Source organism: Crossiella sp. NPDC003009 (assembly GCF_053591555.1).
The window spans coordinates 51,345-69,585 of record NZ_JBSFUA010000002.1 but is presented as its reverse complement, the minus strand read 5'-3'; the positions used below and the strand labels follow the sequence as shown (position 1 = coordinate 69,585).

The 18,241-nt window shown below is 73.6% G+C and carries 14 protein-coding genes; 6 read left to right on the top strand and 8 right to left on the bottom strand.

The window, feature by feature from the left end; genetic code table 11:
* The first annotated feature begins 25 nt into the window (after positions 1-25).
* On the top strand, positions 26-2,419 hold the full coding sequence (hrpB, locus tag ACWDY5_RS02265; protein WP_449720553.1) for an ATP-dependent helicase HrpB: 2,394 nt from the start codon (positions 26-28) through the stop codon (positions 2,417-2,419).
* Here hrpB and ACWDY5_RS02260 read toward each other — a convergent pair.
* Positions 2,409-4,913: a LuxR C-terminal-related transcriptional regulator gene (locus ACWDY5_RS02260; protein WP_449720552.1), complete on the bottom strand. Its 2,505-nt coding sequence runs from the start codon at positions 4,911-4,913 to the stop codon at positions 2,409-2,411. The genes hrpB and ACWDY5_RS02260 overlap by 11 nt on opposite strands.
* A 150-nt stretch (positions 4,914-5,063) precedes the next feature.
* Here ACWDY5_RS02260 and ACWDY5_RS02255 point away from each other — a divergent pair, with 150 nt between their 5' ends.
* Positions 5,064-5,996, top strand: a complete 933-nt coding sequence (locus tag ACWDY5_RS02255) for a hypothetical protein (protein ID WP_449720551.1) — start codon at positions 5,064-5,066, stop codon at positions 5,994-5,996.
* Between the two features lie 7 nt (positions 5,997-6,003).
* Here the strand turns inward: ACWDY5_RS02255 and ACWDY5_RS02250 are convergent, their stop codons facing one another.
* Positions 6,004-8,889: an AAA family ATPase gene (locus ACWDY5_RS02250; protein WP_449720550.1), complete on the bottom strand. Its 2,886-nt coding sequence runs from the start codon at positions 8,887-8,889 to the stop codon at positions 6,004-6,006.
* 243 nt (positions 8,890-9,132) lie between these two features.
* Between ACWDY5_RS02250 and ACWDY5_RS02245 the strand changes: the two genes are divergently transcribed.
* Positions 9,133-9,648 carry a hypothetical protein gene (locus ACWDY5_RS02245; RefSeq protein ID WP_449720549.1) on the top strand — a complete coding sequence of 172 codons (516 nt, stop codon included), beginning with the start codon at positions 9,133-9,135 and terminating at the stop codon, positions 9,646-9,648.
* Between the two features lies 1 nt (position 9,649).
* Here the strand turns inward: ACWDY5_RS02245 and ACWDY5_RS02240 are convergent, their stop codons facing one another.
* The 5 genes from ACWDY5_RS02240 to ACWDY5_RS02220 are packed head-to-tail and all read right to left on the bottom strand — an operon-like array spanning position 9,650 to position 14,469.
* A complete protein-coding gene (locus tag ACWDY5_RS02240) occupies positions 9,650-10,831 on the bottom strand; it encodes an NAD(P)/FAD-dependent oxidoreductase (RefSeq protein WP_449720548.1) in 1,182 nt (393 codons plus the stop codon).
* A gap of 5 nt (positions 10,832-10,836) precedes the next feature.
* Positions 10,837-11,031 (bottom strand): ferredoxin, encoded by a 195-nt coding sequence (locus tag ACWDY5_RS02235; RefSeq protein WP_449720547.1) that lies wholly within the window; start codon positions 11,029-11,031, stop codon positions 10,837-10,839.
* Positions 11,032-11,045: 14 nt separating this feature from the next.
* A complete protein-coding gene (locus tag ACWDY5_RS02230; protein ID WP_449720546.1) occupies positions 11,046-12,248 on the bottom strand; it encodes a cytochrome P450 in 1,203 nt (400 codons plus the stop codon).
* A 54-nt stretch (positions 12,249-12,302) separates the two neighbouring features.
* On the bottom strand, positions 12,303-13,751 hold the full coding sequence (locus tag ACWDY5_RS02225; protein WP_449720545.1) for an ATP-binding protein: 1,449 nt from the start codon (positions 13,749-13,751) through the stop codon (positions 12,303-12,305).
* A 4-nt stretch (positions 13,752-13,755) separates the two neighbouring features.
* On the bottom strand, positions 13,756-14,469 hold the full coding sequence (locus tag ACWDY5_RS02220; protein WP_374213110.1) for a response regulator transcription factor: 714 nt from the start codon (positions 14,467-14,469) through the stop codon (positions 13,756-13,758).
* 159 nt (positions 14,470-14,628) lie between these two features.
* Here ACWDY5_RS02220 and ACWDY5_RS02215 point away from each other — a divergent pair, with 159 nt between their 5' ends.
* The 3 genes from ACWDY5_RS02215 (at position 14,629) to kstD (ending at position 17,582) form a co-directional block, all read left to right on the top strand.
* The gene (locus ACWDY5_RS02215) at positions 14,629-15,195 is read left to right on the top strand and encodes a hypothetical protein (RefSeq protein ID WP_449720544.1); all 567 of its coding nucleotides are present in this window, start codon (positions 14,629-14,631) and stop codon (positions 15,193-15,195) included.
* Positions 15,196-15,816, top strand: coding sequence for an SMP-30/gluconolactonase/LRE family protein (locus ACWDY5_RS02210; protein ID WP_449720847.1), 621 nt, complete (start codon positions 15,196-15,198; stop codon positions 15,814-15,816).
* Between the two features lie 107 nt (positions 15,817-15,923).
* Complete coding sequence (gene kstD, locus ACWDY5_RS02205; RefSeq protein ID WP_449720543.1) at positions 15,924-17,582, top strand: 3-oxosteroid 1-dehydrogenase; 1,659 nt, start codon at positions 15,924-15,926, stop codon at positions 17,580-17,582.
* Here the strand turns inward: kstD and ACWDY5_RS02200 are convergent.
* The gene (locus tag ACWDY5_RS02200) at positions 17,579-18,169 is read right to left on the bottom strand and encodes a TetR/AcrR family transcriptional regulator (RefSeq protein ID WP_449720542.1); all 591 of its coding nucleotides are present in this window, start codon (positions 18,167-18,169) and stop codon (positions 17,579-17,581) included. The genes kstD and ACWDY5_RS02200 overlap by 4 nt on opposite strands.
* Between the last annotated feature and the right edge of the window lie 72 nt (positions 18,170-18,241).

The window sequence follows — 18,241 nt, the reverse complement described above, 5'->3', positions numbered from 1 at the left end:
GTCTGCCAGGGCAGACTGTGTCCCCGTGGAGCTGCCCGACCTGCCGGTTCGCCCGGCGCTGCCCGAGATCGTCCGCACGCTGACCGCGCACGGCGCGGCGGTGCTGGTCGCGCCGCCCGGCACCGGGAAGACCACGCTGGTGCCGCTGGCGCTGGCCGAGGGCGGGGCGCGGGTGGTGGTGGCCGAGCCGAGGCGGCTGGCCGCGCGGGCCGCCGCGGCACGGATGGCGCAGCTGCTGGGTGAGCCGGTCGGCGAGACCGTGGGGTACGCGGTGCGCGGGGACCGCAAGCGGTCGGCGCGCACCCGGATCGAGGTGGTGACCTCGGGGTTGCTGGTGCGGCGACTACAGAACGACCCTGAACTGTCCACTGTGGACATAGTGGTGCTGGACGAGTGCCACGAGCGGCACCTGGACGCGGACCTGCTGCTGGCCCTGCTGCTGGATGCGCGGGCGGGGCTGCGCGAGGACCTGCGGCTGCTGGCCACCTCGGCCACGGTGGCCGCCGAGCAGGTGTCCACGCTGCTCGGTGACGCGCCGGTGCTGCGGGTGGAAGCGCGCACGTTCCCGACCGAGGTGCGTTACCTGCCGCCGGTGCGCGGACAGCGGACCGAACAGGCCGTGGCGCAGGCGGTGCGGGTGGCGCTGGCCGAGGGTGACGGGGACGTGCTGGCCTTCCTGCCGGGGGTGGGCGAGATCAACCGGGTGGCCTCGGCGCTGGCCGGGCTGGACGCGGATGTGCTGCCGCTGCACGGCAGGCTGCCCTCGGCGGCGCAGGACGCGGCGCTGCGGCCAGGGGCGCGGCGGCGGGTGGTGCTGGCCACCGCGGTGGCCGAGTCCAGCCTGACCGTGCCGGGGGTGCGGGCGGTGGTGGACGCCGGACTGGCCCGGGTGTCCACTGTGGACCACCGCAGGGGCATGTCGGGGCTGGTGACCACCAGGGTGTCCGCGGCGGTGGCCGAGCAGCGGGCCGGACGGGCCGGGCGGGAGGCGCCGGGGCGGGTGTACCGCTGCTGGCCGGAGCACGAGCAGGCCACCCTGCCGCGCTATCCCGAGCCGGAGATCCGGCTGGCCGACCTGACCAGGCTGGCCCTGGAGCTGGCCTGCTGGGGCACGCCGGACGGGTCGGCGCTGTCCTGGTGGGATCCGCCGCCTGCCGGGGCGCTGGCCGCCGGGCGCACCGTGCTGCACGCCCTTGGCGCGCTGGACGCCGAGGGCGCGGTCACCCCGCGCGGGCGGGAGCTGGCCGAGCTGGGCACCCATCCGCGCTTCGCCAGGGCGCTGGTGGACGGCGCGCGGCGGGTCGGGTCGCGGCGGGCGGCCGAGGTGGTCGCGGTGCTGGACGACGACACGCTGGCCGCCTCGGCCGATCTGGGCATCTCGTTGCGGCGCCTGCGGGATGAGCGCGGACCGGCGCAGAGCCGGTGGCGGCGGGAGGCGGACCGGCTGGCCCGCTCGCTGCCGGACTCGCCAGGCGGCCGGGACGATCCGGCGCTGATCGCCGCGCTGGCCTATCCGGAACGGTTGGCGCGCAAGCGGTCCGGGCAGACCGGGGTGTACCTGATGGCCGGTGGCACCGCGGTCGAGCTGCGCGGCGCGGCCGACGGGCTGGGTGAGGCGGAGTGGCTGGCGGTGGCGGTGGCCGACCGGGAGCCGGGCCGCACGCACGGGCGGATCCGGCTGGCCGCGGTGGCGGACGAGGCGCTGGCCCGCAGGGCCGGGGCGAACCTGCTGTCCACTGCGGACGAGATCGGCTGGGCGGACGGCGACGTGGTGGCCAGACGGGTCGAGCGACTGGGCGCGATCACCTTGTCGGACAAGCCGTTGCGCGAGCCCGACCGGGAGTCGGTGCGGGCCGCGTTGATCGACGGGTTGCGCAAGGAAGGGCTTGAGCTGCTGCGCTGGACGCCCGACTCGCGCGGGCTGCGGCAGCGGCTGGCCTTCCTGCACCGGGTCTTCGGCGAGCCGTGGCCGCCGATGGATGAGGAGAACCTGCTGGCGGGCCTGGAAACCTGGCTCGGCCCGGAGCTGGCCACCGCGCGGCGGCGGGCCGACCTGGCCAAGGTGGACGCGGGCCAGGCGCTGCGCAGGCTGCTGCCCTGGCCGGTGGCCGGCCGGCTGGACGAGCTGGCCCCGGAGCGGATCGCGCTGCCCTCCGGCAACCGGGCCCGGCTGGACTACACCGAGGAGACACCGGTGCTGCCGGTGAAGGTGCAGCAGGCCTTCGGCTGGACCAGCACGCCGCGGATCGCCGACGGCCGGGTGCCGGTGCTGCTGCACCTGCTTTCCCCCGCCGGCCGCCCGGCCGCGGTCACCAGCGACCTGGAGTCCTTCTGGCGCAACGGTTATCCCCAGGTCCGGGCCGAGCTGCGCGGGCGGTACCCCAAGCACAAGTGGCCGGAGGACCCGGTCAGCCCCTGAGCAGGTGGGCGGCCAGCGCGGTGCGCGAGGACAGGCCGGTCTTGGCCAGGATGTTGGACACGTGCGTGGTCACCGTGCGCTCGCTCAGCGCCAGCCGCGCCGCGATCACCCGGTTCGGGCAGCCCTCGCTGACCAGCAGGGCCACCTCCCGTTCCCGCGCGGTCAGCTCACCGGGCGCCACCCGGCCCGCCGCCCTGGACACCCGCCTGCCCAGCCCGCGCTGCACCCGCACCGCCTGTTCCAGCGCCCGGCTCGCCCCGCACTCGGCGAACAGCGCACAGGCGGTGTCCAGTTCGGCCAGCGCCTCCGCGCGCTGCCCGGCCCCGGCCAGCGCCGTGCCCGCCACCAGGTGCGCCCGGCCCAGGCTCGGCCGCAGCGGCGTCTGGGCGAAGCACTCGGCCGCCGCCCCGGCCAGCCGGGCCGCCGCCGGCCACTGGCCACCGGCCGCCAGCAGCCGCGCCTCGGCCAGGTCCGCATAGGCCACCGCGACCGGTTCGCGGGCCAGCGCCCGGCAGCGGCGGGCCCAGTCCGCGGCCTCCACCATCGCGCCTCGGCGCGCCGCGCTCTCGGCGAGCTGCTCCAGGTGGAACGGTGGCAGCCGGTCGCGCACCTCGTCCAGGAAGTCCGCAGGCACCGGCAGCTCCAGCGCGCGGCGCGCCTCGGCCAGCTGCCAGCGCACCTGTGCCCACCACGGGTGGTCGCCGGCCGGGGCCAGCTCGACGGCCTGCTCGGCGAACTCCAGCGCCGCCGCTGGATCGCCGCGTTCCCCGGCCAGGTGGCCGCGCAGCACCATGGCGTAGGCCAGCACCGGCGGCCTGCCCAGGTGCGGGGCGAGCTCGTCCACCTCGTCCAGGTTGGCCACCGCCTCGGTCCAGGCGCCGGTGAGCACCTGGGCGAAGGCCTCGCGCAGGTGACTGCGCAGCAGCACCAGACGCTGCCCGGTGGCCCTGGCCACCTCCCGTATCCGCACGCTCTGCCGCCGGGCCTCGGCGTAGCGGGTCAGGTGCAGGATGATCCCCGCGCACTGCTCCACCACCGGCAGCCACTCGGCCAGCTCCGCGGTGGTCGCCTCGTCCACCAGCGCGACCACCCGGCCGCCTGCCCGCTGCGCCGCCTCGGGCGCGCCCTCGGTCCAGTGGTCATAGGCCAGCAGCGCGTGGCAGGCCGCGTGGATCAGCGAGGCATCGCGGGGCAGCGGGGTGCCGATCACCTGCCCGGCCAGCCGGACCGCCTCCCGCCGGTCGCCGGTGTTGTGCATGGCGTAGGCCAGTTCGCAGCGCACCGCGGCCAGGTTCACCGGGTCGCCGTCCGGCCAGCTGGCCAGCGCCCTGCGCAGCAGCGCCCGCGCGGTCAGGTTGCGGCCGAACATCCGCTCCACCGTCGAGTACCGCACCAAGGTCCGGGCCGCGGTGTGGTCGGCCGCGCCCATCACCTCCTGGAACAGCGCCATGCCCGCCTCGGCCTGACCGGCCGCGATGAGCACGTCGGCCAGTTCCAGCCGCTCGTCCAGCTCCGGGCACAGCCGCTGCGCGGCGGTCAGCCAGCGGGCCGCGGTGGCCGGTGCCCGCAGCCGCATCTCGCGCGCGGCCCGCACCAGCACCTCGGCCGCGGGCCGGTCCCCTGGCCGGGCCGAAAACTCCAGGTGCCGGGCCCGGTCCGGGGCGGCGGCGCCCTGGGCGAGCAGCGCCCCGGCGATCCGGCAGTGCGCCGCCAGCCGCCAGCTGTGCGGGGTGGCGCGGTAGACGATCCCCCGCACCACCGGGTGCCGGAACTCCAGCAGCGGCCCGTCGTCGTTGGCCCGCAACAGGTCCGCGGCCAGCGCGTCGTCCAGTCCCTGCCGCACCAGCGCCTCCGCGAGGCCACTGGCCGGGGCCACCAGGTCGGCGGTGATCCGCTCGCCGACCACCGCGGCCGCGCGCAGCACCAGTGCGCCGGCCTCGCCGAGCTCGTCTACTTCGGACAGTAGTGCGGCCACCGTGCTCGCCGCCGGTTCGGCGGCCAATGCCAATAGGTGACAAGGGTTCCCGCCGCTTGCCGCGTGCAGCTCGGCCAACCGGCGCGGGCCGATCGACGGGCCGAGCAGCTCCGTGGTGTCCCGCTGGGACAACGGCCCCAGCTCGATCCGCGGCCCGTTCGCCTGGTCCAGTACCGCGCGCACGGCCGGGCTCAGCTGCCGGGGCCGGTAGCAGGCCACGATGCTCAGCCAGGCCCGGTCCGGACAGCGCACCAGCCTGCCGAGCAGCGCGAGCGTCTCCGCATCGGCCCGGTGCAGATCATCCAGCAGCACCAGCGGTCGCCGGTCCGCGGCCAGCGCCGCCCGCAGCGAGGTGCCGCACAGGACATCCGGCCGCGCCGCCAGCGCCCGGTCGACCAGCGCGGTCTTGCCGATCCCCGGATCTCCGGTGACCTGCGCGATGCGCAGCGCCCGATCCCGTGGTGCGTCAAGGAATGCCGCCAGCTCGGCCAGCTCGCCGGAGCGTCCTACCCAAGACATGACTCCCCCTCACCTCCACCGTAGCGAGTGGACACACCGGGGCCGCGAGTCCTTTAGGGCAGACCTATGGCCATACGCAGTTCCTACGAGGTGGTGACCGGGTGAACCGGATTGTCTTGCCCGGCACCGATCCCGAGGAAGGGCGTTCCCTTGCGAAAGTCGAACAGAGTCCTGCTGACCGCGCTGGCCGCGGTCAGCCTGCTGGCCGCTGGTGGCCAGATCACCGCCACCGCCGGTGGCACCACCGATCCCAACGCGGGCTATCCGATCAACTCCTACACCGACGCCACCGGCCGGATCACCGTGACCGTGTACAGCCGGACGAGCGAAGTTGGCCACGTCATCCGCGACCACGTGGTGACCCCGCGAGACGGGGACATGGTCGCCGTCGGCGGCGGTGCGACGGCCTCGAACCAGGGTTACGGCTCCTTGCTCACCGCCTCACAGCTGTTCGGCCACTTCGCCGGTTGGCAGGCGAGCTCCAAGGACCACCTCCAGGGCAGCCCGCACCGGCTGACCACCTACGTGATCGGGATGAAGATCGCGGGCATGTCCGCCAACGAGCTGCGGAGCAACCTCAAGCTGCAAGAGGACCAAAGTGGCGTGATGTCGCACCCGGAGGCGGAGGCCGGTAGCCCGGGGTCGGAGAGCTGGGTGCTGCTCGGCGGCGGCTTCCGGGCGGACTACCACGGTGCGGGCAACATGGCGACCGCCTCCTTCCCCGCCACCGGCCATTCGTGGAAGTCCCGCTCGAAGGACCACATCGCCGGTGACCCGGCCAACCTCTACTCCTGGGGCGTCTACCTCAGGCGGCACCTGCGGGTCGGGCAGGTGCTGCAGCACATCCCACCGCCCGTCGGGTCCGCCTTCACCGGGCACCCGAGTGCGACCGCCAACGTGCCGGACGGCTACGTGATGACCGGCGGCGGCGCCGAGGTCAAGTGGCAGGGCGAGGGCAACCTGCTGTGGCAGCTGGAGCCCACCGCCAACGGCTCCCGCGGCTTCCGGGCCAGCGCCAAAGACCACCTGCACAACTCCTCGGCCACCCTGCATGCCTACGTGGTGGGCATCCGGATGGCCTGACCCCCGCTCACTCCTCGTTGGCGGCGCGCAGCACCTGCGCCGCCAACGCGGTGCGCGAGGGCAGCCCGGTCTTGGCCAGGATGTTGGACACGTGCGTGGTCACCGTGCGCTCGCTGAGCACCAGGCGTTCCGCGATGGCCTTGTTGGACAAGCCCTGGCTGACCAGCTCGGCGATCTCGGTCTCCCGCACGGTCAGCTCGCCCGGCGAGACCCTCGGCGCGGACTTGGCCACCCGGCGGCCCTGTTTGCGTTGCAGCTTCACGGCTTGCTCGACCCAGCGGTGCGCGCCGCACTCGGTGAACAGCACAATCGCCCGGTCCAGCTCGGCCAGCGCCTGGGCCCGCTCCCCCAGCTCGGCCAGCGCGGAGCCCAGGGTGAGCTGGGCCTTGCCCACGTTGAGCGGCATGCCGTCCGCGGCGAAGGCGGCCATGGCCGCGCGGGCGAGCTCGGCGGCCGCGGCGACATCCTTGCGGCCCAGCGACAACAGGGCCTCGGACAGCTTGGCGTGGCCGATGGAGCCGCGGACCAGCTCGTGCGCCAGCATCCGGCAGTGCGCCAGCGCCTGCTCGGCGTAGTCGAACTCGCCCAGGGCCACCGCGTGCGCGATCAGCTGCTCCAGCTGGAAGCTCGGCAGCTCCCACACCCGCCGCGACGGGTGGTCGTAGCCCAGCTCGGGGAAGTCGGCGACCAGGTCCACCGGCCTGCCCGCGACCCGGCGGGCCTCGGCCAGCTGGAACACCGCCGGGCCGATGGAGCGCAGCTCGTGCTTGCGGGCGATCTCCACCACGTCCTCGGCCAGCCGCACCGCCCGGTCCAGGTCACCGCGGTCCACCGCCACCTCGCTGGTCAGCAGCAGGCTCAGCGCCAGCTCCAGCGGCTGGTCGACCAGGGTGGCCACCTCGATGGCCTCCTCGGCGAACTGCTCGGCCTCGGCCAGCTCGCCCAGCATGTACAGCGCGGTGGCCGCGCGCAGCTGGCTGCGCAGCACCGCCAGGTGGTGCCCGGTGCCGGCCACCGCGAGCACCCGCTTGGCCAGGCGCAGCGCGTCCTGGTAGCGGCCGAGGAACAGCCCGGCCCAGTGGCTGTGCTCCACCGCGAGCAGGTGCTGGGACAGCTCGTCGTCGGTCAGCTGCTCGAACCCCGCGGTGGCCTCGTCCAGCAGCCCGGCCGCCGCCGGGATGTCCCTGGCCCGGAACCGGTTGTAGGCCAGCAGTCCGCTGGCGCTGGCCCGCAGGCCGCGCACCTGCGGCACCGGGGGCGTGCGGGTGACCGCGAGGGCGTGCTGCTCGGCCACCTCCTGGTTGCCCAGCGCGTGCTCGACGTAGGCCAGCTCGTGGTGCAGGGTGGCCGCGGTGACCGGGTCGGACTCGTCGATGGTGGCCAGTTCGGCGCGCAACACCGGCGCGAGCGCCTGGAAGCGGCCCAGCCAGCGCTCCACCGTTGACCACAGCACCACCGCCCTGGTGTGCGCGGACGAGCCGCCCGGCGGACGGCCGCGGATGAGGCGGCGCAACACTTCCACGCCCTCCTCGGTGCGCCCGGCCGCGGTGAGCGTGCAGGCCAGCTCCAGTTGCAGGGCGAGCCGGTCCTCCACCGCCGAGGCGGGCACCATGCCGAGCGCGGCGGCCAGCCAGCGGGCCGCGGTGGCCGGGGCCCGGAAGCGGACCCGGTTGGCCGCCTCCACCAGCACCCGCACCGCGGCGGTGTCGCCGGGCCGGGCGGTCAGCTCCAGGTGGCGGGCCAGGTCCTCGGGCACCGCGCCGCGCCGGGCCAGCACCTCGGCCAGCCTGCGGTGCGCGCCGTCCCGCCAGCTCAGCGGGGCCGCGTCGTAGACCAGGTGGCGCAGCAGCGGATGCCGGAACTCCACCGCGCGGGTGCCGGTGCCGCCGCGGAAGATGTCCGCGGCCAGCGCCTCGTCCAGCGCGGCCCGCACCTGGACCACCGGCAGCACCGCGGTGACCGCGACCAGCTCGGCGTCCACCGGCTCGCCGGCGACCGCGGCGGCCCGCACCACCAGGCGGGTCACCGGGGTCAGTCTGTCCACTTCGGACAGCAGCGCGGCGCGCACGTGCGCGGGCAGCTCCTCGGTCAGCTCGGCGGGATTGTGCTGCCAGACCGCGGGGTCGGCCGAGGCGGCCAGCGCCTGCAGGTAGAACGGGTTGCCCCGGCTGGCCCGGTGCAGCCCGGCCGCCCTGGCCCGGCCGGTGTCCGGCCCGAGCAGCTCGGCGGTGGCCTCCTCGCTCAGCGGACCGAGCTCCAGCCGGTGTCCGCGGCCGTCGCTCATCGCACGGGCCAGCACGGTGTGCCCGGCCACCGACAGCTGCCGGGGCCGGTGCGCGACCACGAAGGTCAGCCTGCCCCGGCCCGGCCTGCGCACCAGGTGGTCCAGCAGCTCCAGCGAGGCCACATCGGCCCAGTGCAGGTCGTCCAGCACGACCACCAGCCCGGCCCGGCCGACCACCGCCTCCAGCGCGGCCCGCACCGCGCGGTGCAGCACGTGCCGCTCCGCGCCGAGGTGGTCGCCGACGTCCTCGGCCGCGACGCCGAAGGCGGGGAACACCGCGGCGCAGCGGGCCACCGCGACCGCGCCCAGCCGCTCGTACCAGGCGGGGCCGAGCGCGGCGAAGTGGTCGTCCAGCGCGTCGGCGAAGACCCCGAACGGCCGGTCGCTCTCGAACTCGCTGGCCCGGCCTGCCAGCACTTCCTGGCCCTTGTCCCGGGCGGCCGCGGCCAGCTCGGCGAGCAGCCTGCTCTTGCCGATGCCCGGCTCGCCCGCGATCTGCACGAACCGGAACCCCGGCGCGGGCGGACCATCCACAATGGACACCAACTCGGCCAGCTCCGCGGCACGACCGACGAACTGCGTCCTGCCCGGCTGCGAACGGACCTGCACAGCTTCCCCCCGGCGCTCACGACCCGGTGACCCCAACGCAGCACCGTACTGGTGCGGACGTACCAGTCACCACTGGCTCAGATTTCTCTATCCCAGAGTGCCCGTTCGGGCGTACCCGGGGGAAACCGATGGGGCCGAACCGGGGCCCGCGGCGACGAGTACGTACTTCTGCCGAAGCCCCCGGAACGGGACCAGGGATTCGCTGTGCGGGCAAGTCCCACACCGAGCAAGGGGGAAACACCAATGCGAGTCCTGCCCAAGCTGACCGCGCTGACCGCCGTCGCCGCCGCACTGGTCGTGGCGCCGGCCGCGATGGCCAGTCCCACGCCGATCCCGGCCAAGTCGATCACCCTGGACGCGGCTTCCTTCAGCGGTCAGCTGCCCGCGCCGGGCGCCACCCTGACCAGGGCCACCGTCTTCTTCCACACCAACGACGAGGACAAGGACCACGACACCCACATCACGGTGACCGCCTTCGACCGCAACGGCACCACCGCGGCCAGGGTGGCCAACGCCTTCGGCGACTTCGACGACCACAGCGACAACGGCCCGTTCGGCATGTACATCCACAACCCGAGCCGCTGGGAGCTGTTGCAGGGCGGCAACCTGCACCTGCGCATCGACCCCAACGGCAACGACACCTGGCGGTTCAACTTCCGGGTGGACCTGCAGTTCTCCGACGGCAGCCAGCTCTCCTCCTGGGGCGACCGGCTCCAGCTGAGCCAGAGCGACCGCGCCCGCAACTTCCCGATCTTCTGAGTCAGGCGGGCCGCATGCCGTCCAGCACCTGCTGGCGGTAGGGCCGCATCGCCCGCGCGCTGTTCCAGCCGACCGCGCCGGTCACCCGACCGGCGCGGCGGTACAGCGCGACGAACTTGCGCGACTCGAGATCGCCCTCGACCACCTCGACCTCGTCCTGCGCGCCCGGCAAACCGAAGCCCTGGATCTTCAGGTCGTACTGGTCGGTCCAGAAGTACGGCAGCGGCTGGTAGGGCTCGGCGCCGTCGTTGCCCGCGAGCAGGTTCTTCGCCACCGCGAGGGCCTGCTCGGTGGCGTTGGTGCGGTGCTCCAGCCGGACCTGCTCGCCAAGGCCCAGGTGCAGCCAGCTGGCCACATCGCCCGCGGCGTACACCCCTGGCGCGGCCTGGCAGGTGGCGTCGCACTCCACACCCGCGGCGCCCGCGGCCAGTCCGCTGCCCTGCAACCAGCCCACCGCGGGGGTGGCGCCGATGCCCAGCACCACCACGTCGGCAGGCAGCTTGGTGCCGTCGTCGAGCAGCACCGCGGTGACCCGGCCCAGCGAACCGGCCAGGCTGGCCACCCCGACCCCGGTGCGCACCGGCACCCCGTGGTCGGCGTGCACCTGGGTGATCATGCCGCCGATCCTGGTGCCCAGCACCCGTTCCATCGGCGCGGCCAGCGGTTCCACGATGGTCACCTCGGCGCCGAGCTTGCGCGCGGTGGCGGCCACCTCGCAGCCGATCAGCCCGGCGCCGACCACGACCACCCTCGGCCCGGCCAGCAGTTCGGCCCGCAGCGCCAGGGCGTCGTCCAGGGTGCGCAGCACGTGCACCCCGGCCAGCTCCTGCGCGCCGGGCAGCGAGCGGGCGGTGACGCCGGTGGCGATCACCAGCCCGTCGTAGCCCAGCCTGCCGCCGTCGGCCAGCTCGACCCGCCGCTGCGCGAGGTCCAGGCCGGTGGCGGCGTTGCCCAGCACCAGTTCCACGTCCAGGCCGTCGAGGTGGTCCGCACCCCGCAGCCGGGCGCGCTCCGGCGCCCAGTCCCCGGCGAGGACCTGCTTGGACAGCGGCGGGCGGTCGTACGGCAGGTGCGGCTCCGCGCCGACCAGCGTGACCTTGCCCTCGAACCCGCCCCTGCGCAGGGCCTCCACCGTGGTCAACCCAGCGGCCGAGGCACCGACCACGACGACCTGACGCAACACCGTGTCTACTCCACTACTGAGATCGCGGCCGCGGGACAGCGGCTGACCGCATCATCCACCAGCGGGCGCTGGGAATCATCGGGAGCCGGGTCCAGCAGCGTCACGATGCCGTCCTCCTCCCGCTGGTCGAACACCTCCGGCGCGGCCAACGCGCAGTTCCCCGCGCCGCAGCAGCGGTCCACATCGATCAGCACCTTCATCGCGGCAACCCTCCTCACCAGCGCACGGGCAGCTTGTGCACGCCGTAGATGGCCATGTCGGTGCGGAAGGGCACCTCCGAGATCGGCGTGGCCAGCTCCAGGGTCGGGAACCGGGTGAACAGCGTGCTGAACACCACCCGCAGCTCCATCCTGGCCAGCTGCTGGCCGAGGCACTGGTGCGGGCCGAAGCCGAAGGACAGGTGCGCCACCGGCTGCCGGGTGATGTCCAGCCGGTCGGCCTCCTCCAGCAGCGCGGGGTCGAAGTTGGCCGCGGACACGCTGAGCGCGACCAGCTCGCCCTTCTTGATCAGCTGCCCGCCGATCTCCACGTCCTCCAGCGCGGTCCGCTGCAGGGCCAGGTGGATGATGGTCAGGTAGCGGAGCAGCTCCTCCACCGCCTTGTCCGCCAGCTCGGGCTGCTCGCGCAGCAGGGCCAGCTGGTCCGGGTGCTCCAGCAGCACCGCGGTGCTCAGCCCGATCATGTTCGCGGTGGTCTCGTGCCCGGCGACCAGCAGCAGGAAGGCGAAGCTGACCAGCACCTCGTCGTCGAGCAGCTCGTCACCGGCGTCGGCGCGGGCGATCAGGTCGGAGAGCAGGTCCTCGCCGGGGTCCAGCCGCTTGGTCTTGACCAGCGCGCCCAGGTAGCGGTTGAACTCGTCCACCGCGGCCTGCCGCCGCTCGAAGGTGATTTCCAGCCGGAGCAGGTCCGCGGTGACCGCCTGGAAGTGCTCGCGGTCGTTGTAGGGCACGCCGATCAGCTCGCAGATCACCAGCGAGGGCACCGGCAGCGCCAGCGCCTCCACCAGGTCGACCACGCCGCCCTTGGCCTGCATCGCGTCCAGGTGCTCGTCCACGATCTGCTGGATCCTCGGCCGCAGGTGCTGCATCCGGCGGACGGTGAACTCCCTGGTCAACAGCTTGCGGTAGGCCGGGTGCTCCGGCGCGTCCATGCTCAGCAGCATGCCCCGGCGCGGCGGTGGGGTCTCCTGCTTCTGGGACGAGAAGACGAACCTGCGGTTCCGGACGGTGAAGCGCGGATCGGTGAGCACCGCCCGGATGTCGGCGTGCCTGGTCACCATCCAGCCGACGTCACCGCTGGGGAAGGTCACTCGGCTGATCGGCTGATCGCCGTCGCGCACCTCGCCGATCTCCTGGGGCGGGTGGAACGGACACTGCCGCTGGGTGGGGTAGGCCGGGGCGGACATGGTCTCGGTCATCGCGGGAGCCCTCCTCGTGGGAACGACTCCAGGTCACCAGTGCCACCTGCCGGTTCACCGAATGTCACCTGACAGTTTGCTGACGTCGTGCTCTCCGCGCGGGATGACCACGGTGAACGCCGCGCCCTGCCCCGGCTGCGAGTCCACCCAGACCGACCCGCCGTGCGCCTCGCTGATCGCCCGCACGATGCTCAGCCCCAGCCCGGCGCCGCCCCTGCCGCGTGAGGAGTCGCCCCGGTAGAACCGCTCGAACACCCGCCCCAGCTGGTCGGGGGACAGCCCAGGTCCTTCGTCCGCGACCACCACGCCGACCCCCTTGTCGCCGACCGCGCGCACCGAGACGTGCACCGGCGACCCGGCCGGGGTGTGCTGCAGGGCGTTGCCGAGCAGGTTGCGCAGCACCTGGCGCAGCCGGTTGGCGTCCCCGCGCACCACCGCGTCGATGGTGCTGATCAGCAGGTTGATCTCGCGTTCCGGGTCCACCACCCGCGCGTCGGCCACCGCGTCCGCGGCCAGCGCGGCCAGGTCCACCGGCTCGGCCAGCAGCGGGCGGCCCTGGTCGAGGCGGGCCAGCAGCAGCAGCTCCTCCACCAGCGAGTGCATCCGGGTGGCCTCGTCCTCGATCCGGGTCATGGCCAGCTCCACCACCTGCGGATCATCCACGCCCTGGAGGTAGAGGTCGGCCCAGCCGCGGATGGTGGTCAGCGGGGTGCGCAGCTCGTGCGAGGCGTCCGCGACGAAGCTGCGCAGCCGTTCCTCGGAGCGCTGCCTGGCGTCGAAGGCCAGGTTGACCGCGTGCGCGAGCTGGTCCACCTCGGTGTTGCCGCCGGTCACCCCGATCCGCCTGGTGTGATCGCCGGCCGCGATGGCGGTGGCGTTGGCGGCCATGTCCCGCAACGGTTTCAGCCCGACCCACAGCACGCACAGGGACAGCAGCGCGATACCGCCGACGGTGGCCAGGGTGGCGATGATGCCGTACCCGGCCAGCCCGGCCAGCGTCTCGTGGTCCGGGCGCAGCGAGGTGGCGGCCACGATGGTGTGCGCCGAACGGCCGTCCGGCGTGCTCAGCGGCTGGCTCAACCCGATGACCAGCGCGCGGTACTCCAGCTCGGGATCACCCTTGCTGCGCACGGTGTGCGGCTCGCCGCCGGGGCTGCGGCGCTGCTCGTCGGTGAGGTCCGGCGGCGCCTCCTCCCGGCCACCCGGCCGCGCCACCGGCACCTGCTCGATCACCCGGCCGTCGCCGTCGACCAGGGCGAAGTAGCTGCCGCTGGGGCTGAGCGCGCGCATCGCCTCGATGGCCTCGGCGGTCAGCTCCCGGTGGTCGGAGTTGACCTGTTTGACCCGCACCTCCACCACCCGCAGCGACTGGTCCACGCGGACCTGGAGGTAGTGCTGGAGCCCGAGGTAGGCGGCCGCGTCCACCACCACCACACCGGCGCTGGCCAGCAGGATGGTGCCGGCCAGCAACCGCCCGCGCAGCGAGGCGAACCGCCAGGCCACCGCGTCAGCCCTTGGCCGGGCGCAGCGTGTAGCCGAAGCCGCGGACGGTGTTGATCAGCGGCGGCCCCTCGGCGTCCACCTTCTGCCGCAACCGGGAGATGAACTTCTCCACCACGGCCGCGTCCCCGCCGAAGTCGTACTGCCACACGTGGTCCAGGATCTGCGCCTTGGACACCACCCGCCCCGCGTTGACCAGCAGGTAGCGCAGCAGCTTGTACTCCGTCGGCGAGAGCTCCAGCTGCCGCCCCGCCCGGTGCACCTCGTGCGCCTCCTCGTCCAGCACCAGGTCCCCGCACCGCAACGCCGAGGACTCCTCCTGCCCGCCCCTGGTCCGCCGCAGCACGGCCTGCACCCTGGCCAGCACCTCGGCCACGCTGAAGGGCTTGGTCACGTAGTCGTCGCCACCGAGGGTGAGCCCCCGGACCTTGTCCTCGGTGGAGTCCCGCGCGGTCAGGAACACCACCGGCAGCCGGGGCCGGTCCAGCCGCAGCCTGCGGCACAGCTCGAACCCGTCGGTGTCGGGCAGCATGATGTCCAGGATCAGCAGTTCGGGATTGCCGCTCTCCGCCGCCCGCACCGCCTCGGCCCCACTGCCCGCGGTGAGCACCTCGTACCCGGCCAGCCGCAGCGTGGTGGCGAGCAACTCGGTGATGTAGGGCTCGTCGTCGACCACGAGCACCTTGGTGCCCGCGGTCGCGGCCATCGCGTCCAAGCGCATCTCCCCGCCACCGCTTCCCGTCGTCGGCACCTGCCAAGGCTGCCACGACAACCCATCACCCTGACGCCCGACAGACCGTAGCCTGACCGTTTCCTGACGACCGGGAACTGCACTTCCGGCCCTGGCATGGTCTGGACCAGTCAGGACAGGATGCGGCCCATGAGACGCACAGCCACCCTGACCCTGGCCGCTGCGGCCCTGCTCGCGGCCAGCGCCACCCCGGCAACCGCCGCCCCAGCCGCCGCTGCCACCTCGACCCCCGCCCCCGTCCCGGTCGCCGCCTCCATCCCGGCCGCCCCGTCATCCACCCCTGCCGCCGCCATCCCGGCCGCCCCCTCATCCACTCCTGCCGCCTCCATCCCGGCCGCCCCCTCACCCACCCCTGCCGCCGCCATCCCGACCGCCCCCTCACCCACCCCCGCCGCCGCCATTCCGTCCGCCCTTGCTTTCGCGCCCGCGCCCGCCTCGCCGGGGACGCCCGCCGCCCCCTCCTCCCCCATCACCTGGCCCATCGGCCCCCGCCCGGAAAGCGCTGTCCAAGCCTGGCGCGGCACCACCTACGTCTCCGTCCAGGGCACCCCTGCCCCCGGCGCCAACGACGGCGAGATCCGCACCCTCGACCCCGCCACCGGCAAGGTCGACACCTTCGTCACCGGCCTGGACAACCCCCGCGGCCTGGCCTTCACCGGAAAGTTCCTGGCCGCCACCGACTTCACCCGGGTGTAGCTGATCGACCACACCGGCGCCAAGCGGGTGCTGGCCGAGGCCGCCGCCTTCCCGCACCCGGTCGCCGCGCTCAACGACGCGGTCGCCGAGCCCGGCGGCCAGGCCGTCTACGTCACCGAGATGGGCGCCAGGGAGAAGATGCGCGACCCCGGCGGCGCGCTCTGGCCGACCGACAGCCCACAGGCCCTGGACATCCCGGCCCGCGCCCGGATCTACCGGATCACCTTGTCCGGCAAGGTGACCGAGGTCTCCGCGCCCTCCCGCCGCGCCCTGATCCACAACGGCATCACCGTGGGCAACCGGCCGGGCACCCTGCTCGCCGCCGAGTTCTTCTACGGCAACCTGGTCGAGATCAACCAGCGCACCGGGCGCCAGCGGGTCCTGGCCACCGGCTTCCGCGCCGCCGACGGCATCGAGCAGGCGAAGGACGGCACCATCTACGTCTCCAGCTACGACCAGGGCGCGATCTGGCGGATGGATCGCGACGGCGAGAACCCCAAGCTCCTGCTCTCCGGCCTGGGCAGCGGCGGCACCGCGGACTTCCTGCTGGACGAGCGCGCGGGCCGCCTGCTGGTCCCGGACACCACCCGCGGCACCGTGACTGTCCTACCACTCAGCTGAACACGTTCTACCCCGGTCCGGAGAACTTCCTTCTTTTGGCAGAACACGACCCACCGCAGAAACTATAACCTGTTTCACATTGGCTCCCGACCCACTGGAGGGCGGCGATGGCGGCAGCGGAGTTCGACGTGGTGGTGGTCGGGGCCGGGGCCGCGGGGATGACCGCGGCCCTGACCGCGGCCAAGCGCGGCCTGCGGGCGGTGGTGCTGGAGAAGGCGGCGGTCTTCGGCGGGTCGATGGCCCGCTCCGGCGCGGCGATCTGGATCCCCAACAACGAGGTGCTGCTCGCCGCGGGCGTGCCGGACACCCCGGAGAAGGCGGCCACCTACCTGGCCCGCGTGGTCGGCGACATCCCGGTGGCCCGCCAGCGCGCCTACCTGGCCAACGGCCCGGCGATGCTGTCCTTCCTGCAGCGCAACGGCCCGCTGAAGTTCACCTGGATGGAGGGCTATTCCGACTACTACCCGGAGTTCCCCGGCGGCATCGCGGCCGGTCGCTCGATCGAGCCGCAGATGATCGACGGCCGGATCCTCGGCGCGGAGCTGGCCAACCTCAACCCGCCATACATGCCAACGCCACCGGCCACCGTGGTCTACGGCGTGGACTACAAGTGGCTCACCCTCATCGCCCGCCACCCGCGCGGGGTGGCCACCGCCAGCGCGATGGTCGCCCGCGGCCTCGCGGCCGGGCTGGCCGGGCAGAAGCCGCTCACCATGGGCGGCGCGCTGGCCGGTGGACTGCGCGCGGGACTGATGAGCGCGGGCGTCCCGGTCTGGCTGAACACGCCGCTGCTCGACCTGCACGTGGAGAACGGACGCGTCACTGGCGTTGTGGCGCAACGCGACGGCGCGCAGGTCCTGGTGAAGGCGCGGCGCGGGGTGATCGTCGGCTCCGGCGGGTTCGAGCACAACGAGCGGATGCGCAAGGAGTTCCAGGAGGAGCCGATCGGCACCTCCTGGTCGGTGGGCGCCAAGGCCAACACCGGGGCGGGAATCGAGGCGGGCCAACGGATCGGCGCCGCGATGGACCTGCTCGACGACGCCTGGTGGGGCCCGGCGATCCCGCTGCCGGAGGGCCCGTACTTCTGCCTGTCCGAGCGCACCCTGCCCGGCTGCATCCTGGTCAACGGCGCGGGCAAGCGGTTCGTCAACGAGGCCGCGCCCTACAGCGACGTGGTGCACGTGATGTACGAGAAGGACGAGCCAGGCGCCTCGCACATCCCGGCCTGGCTGATCAGCGACCAGCAGTACCGCAACCGCTACCTGTTCAAGGACATCCCGCCGCTGCTGCCACTGCCACAGGCCTGGTTTGACAGCGGCGCGATGGCCAAGGCGGACAGCATCGAGTCGCTGGCCGCCCGGATCGGCGTGCAGCCGGTGCTGCTGCGCGAGACGGTCAACCGCTTCAACGGTTTCGCCCGTGCCGGCCGCGACCTGGACTTCAAGCGCGGGGACAGCGCCTACGACCACTACTACGCCGACCCGACCAACACCCCCAACGCCTGCCTGGCCCCGATCGAGCAAGGCCCGTTCTACGCGATGAAGATCGTGCCGGGCGACCTGGGCACCAAGGGCGGCATGCGCACCGACGCCCGCGCCAGGGTGCTGCGCCCGGACGGCTCGGTGATCCCCGGCCTGTGGGCCTCCGGCAACTGCACCGGCGCGGTCATGGGCCGCAGCTACGCCGGCGCCGGCTCCACCCTCGGCCCGGCGATGACCTTCGGCTACGTGGCCGCCAACGACATCGCCGACACGCCGGCCCGCTAGCGGCCCGGCGCCAGACCGGCCAGCAGGGCGGCCACCAGCCGCTCGGCCACCTCCTCCAGCGACTCCGCCCCCGCGCGGAAGTGGCTCAGGAACGCGTGCTGCAGGCAGGCGCCGGTGAGCAGCTCGGCCGCCGACACCGGATCGGCGGCCGGACTCACCCGCCCGGCCCGCTGCTCCGCGGCCAGGTACCCGGCCACCGCCGCGCTGACGTACTGCGGCCCGCTGCCCTGCTCACGCAGCACGGCCCGGTGCGCGGCGAAGAGCTCCGGCTCGGCGAACAGCGAGGCCGCCATCGGGAAGGACTCGCCGAAGAACACCAGCATCGCCCTGGCCAGCTCGACCAGCGTGCCGCGCAGCTCCCCCACCCCAACCCACTCGTCCAGCCCCCGCAACCGGAGGATCAACTCGCCGGGCACCCGCTCCCCGAGCACCGCCAGGAACAGCTCGGTCTTGCCGGAGAAGTGCTTGTACAGCGCGGCCTCGGACAGCTCGGCCGCCTTGGCGATCTCCTTGGTGGTGGCCCGCGCCAGCCCCTTGGTGCGCAACACCTCCGCCGCCGCGTCCAGGATCCGGTCCCGAGTACTCACACGCCCTCCGATCGCCGCCGACGGTTGACAGGTTAGTGAACACTCACCCACCATTGTGGTTAGTGAGCACTC

Excerpts from the sequence above, each read along its gene's own strand:
- ACWDY5_RS02260 (WP_449720552.1), bottom strand. The coding sequence starts at position 4,913 with ATGTCTTGGGTAGGACGCTCCGGCGAGCTGGCCGAGCTGGCGGCATTC.
- ACWDY5_RS02245 (WP_449720549.1), top strand. The coding sequence starts at position 9,133 with ATGCGAGTCCTGCCCAAGCTGACCGCGCTGACCGCCGTCGCCGCCGCA.
- ACWDY5_RS02235 (WP_449720547.1), bottom strand. The coding sequence starts at position 11,031 with ATGAAGGTGCTGATCGATGTGGACCGCTGCTGCGGCGCGGGGAACTGC.
- ACWDY5_RS02230 (WP_449720546.1), bottom strand. The coding sequence starts at position 12,248 with ATGACCGAGACCATGTCCGCCCCGGCCTACCCCACCCAGCGGCAGTGT.
- ACWDY5_RS02220 (WP_374213110.1), bottom strand. The coding sequence starts at position 14,469 with ATGCGCTTGGACGCGATGGCCGCGACCGCGGGCACCAAGGTGCTCGTG.
- ACWDY5_RS02215 (WP_449720544.1), top strand. The coding sequence starts at position 14,629 with ATGAGACGCACAGCCACCCTGACCCTGGCCGCTGCGGCCCTGCTCGCG.
- kstD (WP_449720543.1), top strand. The coding sequence starts at position 15,924 with ATGGCGGCAGCGGAGTTCGACGTGGTGGTGGTCGGGGCCGGGGCCGCG.